The following is a 12206-nucleotide window of genomic DNA, read 5'->3' on the forward strand; positions in this document are numbered from 1 at the left end:
ACTTACCATACCTATAGATCTGAACGGTCGGCCAACTAAACCAATTTTGATATTTAACCCACAATGAAATGACTATTAAGAAGGTGATTCTATTGTCCTTAATGGGCCTCATACTAACTTTTAATACCGTAAATGCACATAGTCAATCTATTTCTTTAATAAAAAAAGGCAGCAGTCTTAATGATATTTTAAAGGACCTTAGAGTAACATACGGTTATGATTTCTTTTATCCTGAAGGATTAATTAACAATACCAATAGATTTGATATTTCTATAAAAAACGCCAGTATAAATGAGGTACTGGATAAAGTACTCAAAGCAAATGCACTTGATTATTCTATTACTAAAAATATCGTAGTGATTAAACCTGGGGCAGCTTTTCGCCAGCAAAGCCTGATCCAGGGAAAAGTCATAGATGAAACAGGAAACCCGATAGCCGGAGCAACCGTAACCCATGTCGACAGTAAGTCTACAACCACTACCGATGGTCAGGGATTTTTTAAGCTGGTAAATCTGCCTATAAAAGGAAAAATATTAATCTCTTATTTGGGCTACGAAAAGAGAGAAATATCAGCCGCAGCAAACATGGGCAATATTGTCCTAAAAGCATCTAGTGCCGAACTCGAAGCCGTAGAAATCAACATCGGTTATGGTCGTAGAAAGGCGATAGATTTAACAGGATCTGTAACCAGGGTCACGGAAGCGGAATTAGAGGGTGCACCACCACATGCGGACATCGCATCGATGATTCAGGGTAAAGCTGCCGGTGTAAATGTTATGGTAGCTAATGGCGCACCGGGCGCTGGAGTTTCGGTCATGATCAGGGGGAATACCTCCCTAACGGGCAATAGCCAGCCGCTTTGGGTAATTGATGGTGTACCACAGTACAACGTAAACAATAATGATGTTGGCCAGCTCCTGTACGATTACAACATCAACGATATTGAATCTGTCGACATTCTGAAAGATGCTTCCTCTACAGCGATTTATGGTTCCAGGGCAGCCAATGGGGTGATCATTGTAACCACCAAAACTGGCAAGAAATTTAAAAAGCCACAGATCGATGTGTCTTACAACCAGGGGATTCAAGTACAACGCGATAACTTCAAAACGTTAACCAGCGACGAATTTAAACGGGTGATTACGGATGCCACAAGGAATTATTTTGCCACATCCGGTTCAAAAGGGTCCGGGGCAATTTTAACTGTGCTTGATGAAACGAAGATAGTTCCGGGAGTAGAAGTAGATTATTTCTCTGCCCCATTTTTATCTACTGCATTTTTTGATGGACAAACGGATTGGTGGAAAGAGCTGACACGAAATGCCGTAGAAAGAAAATTGGATGTCTCGTTAAAAGGAGGAGGAGAGGCCAGTAACTATTACGTTTCTGTGGGGATCCCCCAGCAAGACGGAATCGTAAAAGGAAGCAGTAGAAGGGGTTTTTCTGGTCGGATAAACCTGGATTCGAAAATCTCTACCCAGCTTTTAATTGGACTTATGGTCAATGGATCCAATTCGGAACTAAACAATAAAGATAACATGATCGATAAAATCTGGAACTTCAGACCTGATTTTCCGATGTATACAGCAGATGGTAAAGTTTTTGATCCGGGCTTTAATGAAGAAAGTCCGTTAAACTTTCTTAAAAACAGGGATCTGTCTTCCAGAAGAGGGTTAAATGGCTCATCTTTTATTCAGTTCACGCCAATTAAAAATCTGGTTTTTAAATCAAATGTCTCCATCAATTATAACCTAACTGTTAACGATCGTTTTACCAGAGAAGGTGCCGCTTACAGTACACATAAAGGACAGGCTAATATTACGCAATCGGAATCTAGTAACTGGGCATTTGAAAATACAGTAAAGTATACCCGATTAATAAATAAGATTCACGATCTGGACTTGTTGGGTGGTTTTTCTATGGAGCAGGGGAGATTTAAAACTTTTTCTGTAGGGGTCCAGAATTTTCCTGATCAGGATATTATGACCAATTTAAATAGCGGAACTACGCCTTTGAAGCCAACCTCTAATGAGTACACGATGGCGCTGGTATCCGCGTTTACCAGGTTGAATTACAAATTAAACGATAAGTACCTGGCAACTTTTACTTTCAGGGCTGATGGGTCTTCCAGGTTTGGTCCCGACAAACGATGGGGTTTATTTCCTTCTGGTGCTATAGCCTGGATATTGAGTAAAGAAGGTTTTATGAAAAACCTCAATGCGGATGTGTTTAGCCTACTTAAGTTAAGAGGTTCCTATGGACTTTCGGGCTCTCAGGTATTGGGGAACAATGACTGGCGAACACTTTATAGTGCAGCGCAATTTGAAGAACAGCCAGGATTTGCACCTAGTCAACTGGGTAACGTCAATTTAAGATGGGAAGAAACATTGACCAAGGAAGTTGCTTTTGATTACGGCTTTTTCAAAAATAAAATCACAGGCTCTATAGGATTTTATGATAAGCTGACCAGTGACATCATCTACAACAAAAGTATCCCATCCAGCAGTGCATTTATTACCGTAAAGGAAAACATCGCGACAATCCAAAACCGGGGAGTCGAGTTTTATATAGATTATAATGTCTTCAGAAAAAAGGACATGAGCCTTTCTGTTAATTTTAACATTGCAACCAATAAATCCAGTGTTCAGAAAATCAATGGCGTGGATAAATTCCTTGACCTCTATGCAGGTAATGCCTTGGCCATTAGGATGGAGGAAGGACAGCCAATGGGGCAATGGTACGGCTACAAATGGACTGGACGCTATTATCAGTCCATGGAAGAATACAATCTTTTATCTTCCATCAATCCCGCAACCGGAGGCAAAATCTGGTATCAGAATGGATTGCCAAACATCAGACCGGGCGATCTGAAATTTGAAGATGTAAATGGAGATGGAATTGTAAACAATGCCGATATGGTTCCATTGGGGACTTCACAACCCAAATATTTTGGTGGTTTCGGTACCAATTTCAGAAAGGGAAATTTCAGCTTAAACTTGAATTTTACGTATAGCAAAGGCAGTTTAAGGTATTGGTATACCAACTCTGCAAACTGGTACGGTGTTGGACTTTTTATGAGAAATTATCCAGATTATGTTTTGGACAGCTGGTCACCTGATAACCGCCAGTCGCAATGGCCAAGAATGTCATATGGCGAAGGTTCTTCCAATATCTTTTCAGACTACTGGCTTTCAAAGGCAGATTATCTGAAACTTTCGCAAGTAAGGATCAATTATAGGTTACCAGATAAATGGGCACAAAGGCATCTCAAAGGTGGTTTAGATTTTTCTGCATCCGTATCTAATGTGTTTGTAATCACCAACTATAACGGTATTGATCCAGAAGGGAATTTCCGCTTAACAGGTGGCGCCGCAGGCATGGGTACCGATTATGGTACGTACCCCACCATCAGGTCCTTTAATTTAAGTGCAAGATATTCTTTAAAGTAAATTAAAATCGATGAACATGAAAAGATATTTATACGTATGTTTTTTGATATTTAGCCTTAGCGGGTGTCAAAAATTCATCACTCAGGAACCTTTATATTTACTAACCCCAGAGCTTGCGGTAACTGACGAAGCTTCCGCAAAAAGCTTGCTCAATGGCGCTTATGCCGGAATCAGTACCAATGACTGGACGGCTCGTTTTACCGGAGGGTTTAGTTCAATGCTGGGCATTATTAATTATAACAATGGGGCTTATTCATTTAATATGAGTGCTACGGGTGATAATGAGGCCCTTTGGAAAGCATTTTATATCGCAGCAAATAATGCCAATGCTGCCATTGATGGGATTGGTAACCTGCCAGTCGAACAATTTAAAAACAGAAATGCCAAATCGGAATTCCTTGGCGAGGCATATGGCCTGCGGGCATTTACCCATATCTACGCCTTATGGTATTTTGCCAGGTGGTTTGATCAGCCCGGATCTAAGTTTGGTCTGATCTATAAAAGCGAACTGTCTACGTTAGGTAATGTTTATCAGGAGCGTCTGGATGTAAAAACCAGCTACGAGAAAATTATTTCAGATCTGGATTTCGCGATTGCAAATGCTCCTGGATTTTATTCTAATAAACGTTTTTCTAAACAGCTGGCAAAAGCGTTGAAAGCAAAACTGCTGCTAAACAGGGGATGGGCAGATGACTATATCACCGCCTTGGCTTTAGTAAATCAGGTGATTTCTGAAACTGAAGCGGCTGGTGCCAAATTAGAACCTTCCTTAACAGCCCTTTATGCAAATAGCTGGGATTCTAAGGAGCTACTGTTTTGTCGTTACCGGGAAAAAACAGATGATGTGGTGACTGCCTATAACTATACTTATGGCTACAATTATGCAACTATGGGCATCACTCCGCAAGGAAATGCAGTGATTGGAACAGATCCAAGGCATGTCGAAGGCTGGGGAAATGTGAAATCGCCAATAACGGGAAACAACACCCTGAAATGGGCGCCCAAAAAACTATGCAGATTAGGGCGTCAGGTAGGGGGCGACAATGACAAGTATACTACTTATCATTTAAGGCTTACCGAACTGTATCTGATGAAGGGCGAACTGCTTCAAAAAACGGGTGCTACTTTTATACAAAGTATGGAGCCGATCAATTTTATTAGAGATCGGTCACATCTGTTGCCACTATCTGCCAGTACCAAGGTTGCCTTCGAAAAAATACTGTTTACGGAGATCCTTAATGAGTTAAATCTGGAGAACGATGCAGACTGGATGTCTTCACTTCGTTTAAAGGATGCTGCTGGAAATCCACTATTACAGGAGTTCAGAAGCACTTCTGTGGTTGTTGATATGAACAGAATTATATGGCCAATTCCTTCCTCAGAAATGAAGTTCAATAAATTAATTAATCAGAATCCGGGTTACGAACAACTAAGTTATTAAGCTATGAAACGAATTATATATATCTATATGGTCATCGCCATCGCGTTTACTTCCTGTAAAAAGGAAGGCAAGCTAGTTGATCAGGTGGTTTTGTTACCAACAGATTTACTTTTTGAAGAATTTAAGATTGGTAGGTTTACCCATAAAATCCCAGCCGAAAGTTTTACAAGTACTATTGCGACCTTCAATGTAAAGCACGAAAATAACGATTGGAGCGGTTTTGCAATATCCAACAGGAACTATAAAAACTTTGTCACTGCAGCTAATCTGGTAGATTCCACGCGGTTTAGTGTTTACACCCTTACACCACACGCGGGCGGGAATTTTTTGGTCGTACGGCCAAAAGGTGATGATGCTTTTATTCAATTGTCACGGCCAATACAAATCGATAAAATTTTAGTGGGCAATACGGTGCAGGTGTATCAAACAATTATGTATGGACCTGGCAATTCAACTGTCGGTAATACTTTTGCCCCGGGGACAACAATCATGAGCGTAGCCAGAAAAGACAATTTAAAGGTCATTATAAAAGGACTTTTAAATAATGTAGAAACTGGTACAGTCAGTTTTTTACTGGCCGATAGAAGTTCTGACGCTTTAAAAAGAAGTTTTACGGTTACCGATTGGATGCCTGTTTCATTGCTGTCGCTCGGAAAAGTCGACAAAGTCGTGTTCTATCTGGAATCTACTGATCAAACGAACGGTGTGATGAATACCCCAAATTATTTTTGCCTGGATGGCATAAGATTTACAGAAAATATAAACTAATACAACTATGAACAATTATTTATTTAGAACGTCACAGCTTATTGGCGTAGTGTTATTTTTAACATGGAGTATGAGCAACATGGCTTATGCTCAAAACAGGAGAGTAGATCTGAAGGAGAACCTGGCCTTTGACGATGTACTGAAAATGGCGAAAGAGAAGAATAAATTGATCTTCCTTGATTTTGGTTCCATCACTTGTAAGCCTTGTTTGTATATTAAAAAAGAAGTACTTACCCTGGATAGTGTGGCGGATTTCATCAATGAAAGATTTGTGAGTGTGGATTATAATGTGGGCAAGGAGAAAGACCGTTTAAGAAAGTTGTACAAGGTAGAAGGGGAGCCGGTATTGTTAATCATGGATCAAAATGGTGTGTTGATGCACAGGATGGCGGGTAAAGTTGATGGACAGCAATTGATGCAAAGATTTAAACAAGGGCTGGATCCTAAAAACAATTTTGTAGCCTTAAGCAAATCATATGCGGAGGGCAACAGAGAAGCTAAGTTTGTACTGAAATATCTGGAGGCCCTACATAACGCCAGTGAAACAGAGAAGATGAACCAGGTTGTATCAAAGTTTTTGGAAGGTCCTGTGGAGCGGATCAAAGACCCTGACGTATGGAAGGTTTTCTATAAGTTTAATCAAGATTTAGCGAGTAGGGAAATGATGTATATGTTCGACAACAGGTTGGAATTCTACAAGTTGTTTGGCCAGAGTATGGTTGAGGGTAAGATCAATAAATTATATAGCGAAAAGTCTATTTTCTATTTGTACGGCCACAAGCCGCCTATTGATGATCCGAAGTTTTCCATTGTGCTGAACTATGCTCGTAAAACCGACTATCCTAAGGCCACTGAATGGTTGTGTTACCTGGTTCCGGCGGAACATAAATATAAAGACTGGACTAAGGTAGGGCAGGAAGTAGATCAGATCTATTCTTTTAACATCCTTAAAGGACGTGCAGGCAGCAGCTTTAAAGACATGATGGTGACGCAGTTTATTATGTATTGCAATGATGGGAAAGCCTTACAATATCCGATTAGGTGGTGTGACGAACTTATTGCGGAGCGTCCTGTCGAATCAGAGCAAAAACGTCTGCGTGAACATAAGAAAAGTCTGCAGGAAAGAGCACTAAATCCGGAGAAGGATAAGCTGAACTGGACAGATATGAATTAAGCTTACAAGTAAATAAGTGCAAGGTACTTGCCGTGGTGACTTACAGAAGCGGGATTGCTGTTTCTGTAAGCGCTATCGGACTCATCATAATCGCTTATTTTAAGCTTCGAGTGTTTCAATACCCCTGTTTTTTCGCCTGCAATGGTATGGATATAGGCCTCAGATAGCGTGCTTTGTGTATAATACAGATGCCCCATATAAATCACATTGCCGGTCGCCAATGTTGGATGTACAATGACGTTGTTACAGAAAATCTGGCTTGGGGCAAAGGTTCTTATTTTAGTATCTTTTGTATGTGCTTTATAAGCAGATTCTTTCATCGTCCATAGTAACCATACCATAGCTTCCGGGTCTTTTGCAACGTGAATCAGAAACCTTTCGGCCATGGTAAATAGCTTCTCCAGGTATCCTGCCCTTTTCCAGTTGCTTTCTTTTGCGGCCTGGCTTAAATCAACAATGTCATTTCCTATCAAGCGCTTTTAGTTTATCTTCAATTATTGATATGGTTTCACCCACATTGAGCATTCGAGCCATTTCCATGTTGTCAATTTCAATATCAAATTCTTCTTCTACATCTAAAATTACATCCACCAGGTTGGCCGAATTAATCTTAAGGTCTTTAATGAAATCTGTGGATGGGCTAATGGTTGCTAAAGAGTCTTTGTCATGGGTGTAAGGAGCAACAATTTCTTTCAATTTTGCTACAAGGTCTTCTCTATCCATTTTAATATTTTTTAAAGATAATGCAGGCGTTGACATCACCAAACCCAAAGCTTGCTTTAGCTAATATATCAATGTTTTGATTAATTATTTGATTTGTAAGTTTATTTTTATTTACTAATTGTGCTATTTCTGGATTTAGATCTTCACAGTTTATGGAAGGAAAGATAAAACCTTGCTGTAACTGTAATACCGAGGCTACACATTCGATGCTTCCGGCAGCACTTAAACAGTGGCCAATCATTGCTTTTAGGCTGTTGATATAAGGAAAATCTTTAGCTGTTCGATTTAAAGCAATCGCCCAATTTTGTACTTCCAGGGCATCTTTGCTGGTGGCCGTAAGGTGGCCATTTATGGCGTCAACAGCATCAGCATTAATGCCTGAGTTTTGTAAAGCGGCTTGAATACAGCGTTGCACCGCAATTGCATTTGGGGCAGTCATACTGCCAGTGCCTCTTTGTCCGCCCGAATTGATGTTGCCGCCTAGTATTTCCGCATAGATCTTTGCGCCACGGGCGAGAGCAGTATCCAGGGATTCTAAAACCAGCGCTCCTGCACCGGCACCTGGTACAAAACCACTGGCGCTTTCGCTCATTGGTCTCGATCCTTTTTCTGGTTCCTGGTTATGTCTAAAGGTGCAAACTTTCATGGCGTCGAAACCGCCCCATATATAAGGCCCACTGTCGCTCGTGCTGCCAGCGAGCATTCTGCCTGCCTGACCGCTTTTGATGCGCTCATAAGCCATTAAAATGCTTTCTGCGCCCGTTGTACAGGCGGATGAGTTGCTGCTCACCTGATTGCCCAGGCCAAGCTTGCCACCAAGGTATGCGCTAATGCCGCTGGCCATGGTTTGTACCACGACTGTACTACCTAGTTTACGTACCTGTAGGTCGTCGACCTTGTAAATCGCTTCTCTAAATTTTTCAATGCCCGATGTGCCGGTACCAAATATAGTTCCGCTTTCCCAGTCGGGCTCGTCGGCATTGGAGATTGGCAGGTTGGCATCCTGCCAGGCGTCCATGCCGGCGATAATCCCGTACAATATCCCGCTGCTGTTAAAATTCCGGCGTTCTAGATCGGTCAGATATTTGGCAATCAGCTCATCGGACAGTTCAGGCTTTCCTGCAATCTGGCAGGAAAACTGGAGTCTTTCTAGCTCTGGATCGTGTTTAATACCCGAGATGCCTTGTTTAATAGCTTCCGTAAATGCAGTTAAACCAACTCCATTTGGTGCTACAACACCCATCCCGGTTATGACAACACGTTTAGCCATTCATTTTATTGGTTACCATTCCGGAAATTGTTCCTTTGCAAACCACCTCTCCGACTGAATTGGTCATTTGTACCGTACAGTTCAGTTTTTTGAAACGGAAATATACTTTTTGAGCAGTTACCGTTACTTTCTCACCTGGAAATACAGGTTTCATAAAATCGATCGCAGTTGATGTCAACATCACGTGACCTGGCATGCCGCCTTGGGCGCTGCCCGATAAGTATATACCCAGACAAACCAATCCGATTTGTGCCATGGTTTCGGTTAAGATTACCCCTGGTGTTACCGGACTGTCTCTAAAATGGCCTTTGTAAAAATCAAGACCAGCATCGAAGGTATAAGAACCTTTAGCACCATTTTCGTCAATCTCTTCTAGTTCGTCTACAAATAAAAATGGTTTCTCGTAGGGTAAATGTGCTAAGATCTCTGCTTTGTTCATGTTAATATTGTTGTTTAATGTTTACCATTTCAATAGAATCCTTTGTGCCGAAAAGCCTGGTCCAAAGCTGAGCATTAAGCCCAGCTCTCCGCTTGCCAGGGGCCTTTCCATATAGCGGTCAAGTACATACAATACTGTGGCACTCGACATATTCCCGTATTCTTTTAAAATGCTTTTAGTCTCGTTTATATTTTTGCCTAATTTACCAAATAACGCTTCAACTGTATCAATAATTTTTTTTCCGCCGGGATGAAATATCAAATGATCAATCTTTTCAATTGTCAATCCATTCTTTTCCAGAAAAGGGTGGATGATGTCCGGAAAATGCTGTTCAATATTTTCGGGCACCGCCACATCTAATACCATTTGTAACCCCCCGTTGGTCAGGTTAAAACCCATCATCGGTATTGCATCATAAAAATGGTACATTTCTTCGGCAATAATTTCTGGCCCTTCATCTTCTTCCCTCGAGGAGAGTAACACACAAGCCGCGCCATCTCCAAAAATTGCTGCACTTACAATATTGACCATCGAAAAATCATCCAATTGAAAAGTCGCCGTAGGCGATTCAATGGCAATGACCGCTGCACGCTTACCCGGATTTGCTTTTAAAAAGTTCTTCGCATAAATCATCCCCGAAATTCCTGCTGCACAACCCATCTCCGTTACTGGCAGGCGTACAATATCTTGCCGCAGGTTTAGCGCATTGATCAGGTAAGCATCCATAGAAGGGATCATGATTCCCGTGCAACTTACTGTAATGATAAAGTCTAGTTCTTGTGGCTGCCAATCAGCTTTTTCTAAAGCTTGTTGCAAACAGGCAGTCGCTAGTTTAATACCTTCTTCAATGTAAATGTTGTTCTTTTCCTCAAATGAAGATGATTTAAACACTTCTTCTGGTGGCATAATCGAATACCTTTTGTCGACTGCCGCCTGTTCAAATATCTTTTTTACCTTTTTAATAAAACGAGGCTCCTGGTCTTTCAACCAAATATCCAGATAGGGGAGTATCTCTGCAGTGCTTCTCGAATATTGTGGGGCTAGCTTGGAAACGGTCTTAATTTTTACGCTCATATTGTTCGGATTATCCATTGGTAGCGGAACGCCCATTTCCATTTAAGGATGTAATTTTTAAAGCTCAACTGTTTAGAAAAATCATGAAGCTCTTGTCTTCTAAAGCCTCTTAAAATAGACACCAATCCATCATTCCGCGACATGTGATTGAGTCTGAAAATAAAGCAAATGCATACAAACAGGTAATAAGCCAGCGCATTTCTGTGTAGGTCGTTTACCACAATTCCCAATGCCGACTGTTCTTCTAAGCCATTCATGAGTGTTATGATTTCGTCGTCTTTAAAATGATGCAATGTCAATGTACAGAGGATAACATCGTAAAGCCTTTCTTGTTTAATTTCTTCAAAAATATCTGCACATACGTAGCTGATATTTGGGTATTTGGTGGATAATTGTTCGGCGTGTTTAATGCTGAAGTAATTGGCGTCCATGCCCACTAGTTTGATTTTCAGTCGTTTTCTTTTGGCATACTTTGCAAGTGTCCTTAGCATATCACCATTTCCGCAACCTACATCCAAAATGCTGATTTCGGATCTGTATACTGGTTTTGATTTCAGCAGCCATTTAACCCCCTGGAGGGTAACCTTGTTACCGCCCAGTAACCTGTTTATGCTGGCGATTTTGTCTAAAGCATCGGTTAATATATCCCCTTCCATTAAAAAATCATCCATTAATTCGGGGGCATCGCTTCTGCGGCTGGTGTCAACTAACATAAGATGGGTTTTCCGTGAGTCATTTTAACGATTAAGGGCAAGGCTGATGGGAAATTAACCAATAGTCTTTGCATTGGCCCAAATAATTTTTCTTTTCTGATTATTTCTGATAAAAACCTACCCATTAGCAGTCTTGTTTTAAAATTTTGATTCCAAGCTTTTACATATTTCTGTTCTAGTAATGCCCGGCTTTGCATTTTATCATTTAAGTAGTCAATAGTGAGTTCTGCACAGATTTTTGCACTATGAATGGCCATTGCCATCCCATTGCCGCAAAGCGGATGAATTAAACCTGCGGTATCACCAATCATTAAAATGTGATCGTGCAGGGCCTCTTTTTTCTCAAATGAAATCTGGCTTATGGTTAATGGGTGTTCAAATAAGCAGGTGCTGTTATCTAATATCTTGCGGAGATGAGGGTTTTTGCAAAGCACATTTTCCTGAAAATCATTGATGTTCTTATAGGCTTTAAAGCTATTGTAATCGGCCAGATAGCAAATGTTGATGCGGTGATGCTCTACCTTTGATACGCCACAATAGCCACCTTTAAAATTATGAAGAGCAACCAGATCATCTGGGAAATCACCCGAGTAATGCGCTTTTATAGCCAACCATGACGATTTCTTCCTTATAAAAGGACGGGAAAGTTTCTGGTCTATCGCTGATCTTTTGCCATAGGCACCAATTACGATATGACTTTTTAGGATCCCATGGGTATCGGTGCTTACTTCAAATTCGTCGTCTCTAAAACTGATGTCGATAACCCGATCCGTAATCATTGTACATCCATTTTGCAGCGCCTTTTGGTATAGCAAATTGTCCAGTTCAAACCTGCTTAAGCCGAAACCACCAAGGGGTAAATCGCAGCCAATGGTTTTACCTGTATTGGAGGAAACAACGAGTTTTTTTATGAGGGCTGGGTCAAGTATTAATGGATCGACATCCAGCCATTGCAAATAGGGCAGAACTTCATTAGAAATGTATTCGCCGCATACTTTATGGTGCGGATATTTAGTTTTTTCGATTAAAGTAACCTCGAAACCTGCTTTTCGTAAATGGAGGGCACATGATAGTCCAGCCAGGCCGCCACCTACAATTATGATTACATTTTTATTTTCGGCTTTCTGTATCATATCAAGCAAATAGGGCATTCTA

11 protein-coding genes are annotated in these 12206 nt (G+C 41.0%); 4 read left to right on the plus strand and 7 right to left on the minus strand.

Annotated features, from left to right (window positions below; genetic code table 11):
• The first annotated feature begins 68 nt into the window (after nt 1-68).
• The 4 genes from BLS35_RS10075 to BLS35_RS10090 are packed head-to-tail and all read left to right on the plus strand — an operon-like array spanning nt 69 to nt 6832.
• Entirely contained in the window at nt 69-3449 is a 3381-nt protein-coding gene (locus tag BLS35_RS10075) for a SusC/RagA family TonB-linked outer membrane protein (RefSeq protein WP_090780490.1), read from the plus strand.
• A gap of 16 nt (nt 3450-3465) precedes the next feature.
• Nucleotides 3466-4890, plus strand: a complete 1425-nt coding sequence (locus tag BLS35_RS10080; protein ID WP_165973259.1) for a RagB/SusD family nutrient uptake outer membrane protein — start codon at nt 3466-3468, stop codon at nt 4888-4890.
• Between the two features lie 3 nt (nt 4891-4893).
• Nucleotides 4894-5658: a DUF4465 domain-containing protein gene (locus BLS35_RS10085; RefSeq protein ID WP_090780494.1), complete on the plus strand. Its 765-nt coding sequence runs from the start codon at nt 4894-4896 to the stop codon at nt 5656-5658.
• A 7-nt stretch (nt 5659-5665) separates the two neighbouring features.
• Nucleotides 5666-6832, plus strand: a complete 1167-nt coding sequence (locus BLS35_RS10090; protein WP_090780496.1) for a thioredoxin family protein — start codon at nt 5666-5668, stop codon at nt 6830-6832.
• Nucleotides 6833-6834: 2 nt separating this feature from the next.
• On the opposite strand, the gene BLS35_RS10095 is transcribed toward BLS35_RS10090, so the two are convergent.
• The 7 genes from BLS35_RS10095 to BLS35_RS10125 are packed head-to-tail and all read right to left on the minus strand — an operon-like array spanning nt 6835 to nt 12184.
• Complete coding sequence (locus tag BLS35_RS10095) at nt 6835-7305, minus strand: 4'-phosphopantetheinyl transferase family protein (RefSeq protein WP_090780499.1); 471 nt, start codon at nt 7303-7305, stop codon at nt 6835-6837.
• Nucleotides 7292-7555: an acyl carrier protein gene (locus tag BLS35_RS10100; protein WP_090780978.1), complete on the minus strand. Its 264-nt coding sequence runs from the start codon at nt 7553-7555 to the stop codon at nt 7292-7294. Before BLS35_RS10100 ends, BLS35_RS10095 begins: the two co-directional genes overlap by 14 nt.
• Before the next feature lies 1 nt (nt 7556).
• Nucleotides 7557-8825 (minus strand): beta-ketoacyl-[acyl-carrier-protein] synthase family protein, encoded by a 1269-nt coding sequence (locus tag BLS35_RS10105; RefSeq protein WP_090780501.1) that lies wholly within the window; start codon nt 8823-8825, stop codon nt 7557-7559.
• Nucleotides 8818-9264, minus strand: a complete 447-nt coding sequence (locus BLS35_RS10110; protein WP_090780503.1) for a 3-hydroxyacyl-ACP dehydratase FabZ family protein — start codon at nt 9262-9264, stop codon at nt 8818-8820. Before BLS35_RS10110 ends, BLS35_RS10105 begins: the two co-directional genes overlap by 8 nt.
• Nucleotides 9265-9285: 21 nt before the next feature.
• On the minus strand, nt 9286-10338 hold the full coding sequence (locus tag BLS35_RS10115) for a type III polyketide synthase (protein ID WP_090780980.1): 1053 nt from the start codon (nt 10336-10338) through the stop codon (nt 9286-9288).
• Entirely contained in the window at nt 10335-11051 is a 717-nt protein-coding gene (locus BLS35_RS10120; RefSeq protein WP_090780505.1) for a methyltransferase domain-containing protein, read from the minus strand. Before BLS35_RS10120 ends, BLS35_RS10115 begins: the two co-directional genes overlap by 4 nt.
• A complete protein-coding gene (locus BLS35_RS10125; protein ID WP_090780983.1) occupies nt 11045-12184 on the minus strand; it encodes an NAD(P)/FAD-dependent oxidoreductase in 1140 nt (379 codons plus the stop codon). Before BLS35_RS10125 ends, BLS35_RS10120 begins: the two co-directional genes overlap by 7 nt.
• Between the last annotated feature and the right edge of the window lie 22 nt (nt 12185-12206).

It is taken from the genome of Pedobacter sp. ok626 (assembly GCF_900100435.1).
Taxonomy (GTDB): domain Bacteria; phylum Bacteroidota; class Bacteroidia; order Sphingobacteriales; family Sphingobacteriaceae; genus Pedobacter.

Excerpts from the sequence above, each read along its gene's own strand:
- BLS35_RS10075 (WP_090780490.1), top strand. The coding sequence starts at position 69 with ATGACTATTAAGAAGGTGATTCTATTGTCCTTAATGGGCCTCATACTA.
- BLS35_RS10080 (WP_165973259.1), top strand. The coding sequence starts at position 3,466 with ATGAAAAGATATTTATACGTATGTTTTTTGATATTTAGCCTTAGCGGG.
- BLS35_RS10085 (WP_090780494.1), top strand. The coding sequence starts at position 4,894 with ATGAAACGAATTATATATATCTATATGGTCATCGCCATCGCGTTTACT.
- BLS35_RS10090 (WP_090780496.1), top strand. The coding sequence starts at position 5,666 with ATGAACAATTATTTATTTAGAACGTCACAGCTTATTGGCGTAGTGTTA.
- BLS35_RS10100 (WP_090780978.1), bottom strand. The coding sequence starts at position 7,555 with ATGGATAGAGAAGACCTTGTAGCAAAATTGAAAGAAATTGTTGCTCCT.
- BLS35_RS10105 (WP_090780501.1), bottom strand. The coding sequence starts at position 8,825 with ATGGCTAAACGTGTTGTCATAACCGGGATGGGTGTTGTAGCACCAAAT.
- BLS35_RS10110 (WP_090780503.1), bottom strand. The coding sequence starts at position 9,264 with ATGAACAAAGCAGAGATCTTAGCACATTTACCCTACGAGAAACCATTT.
- BLS35_RS10115 (WP_090780980.1), bottom strand. The coding sequence starts at position 10,338 with ATGAGCGTAAAAATTAAGACCGTTTCCAAGCTAGCCCCACAATATTCG.
- BLS35_RS10120 (WP_090780505.1), bottom strand. The coding sequence starts at position 11,051 with ATGTTAGTTGACACCAGCCGCAGAAGCGATGCCCCCGAATTAATGGAT.
- BLS35_RS10125 (WP_090780983.1), bottom strand. The coding sequence starts at position 12,184 with ATGATACAGAAAGCCGAAAATAAAAATGTAATCATAATTGTAGGTGGC.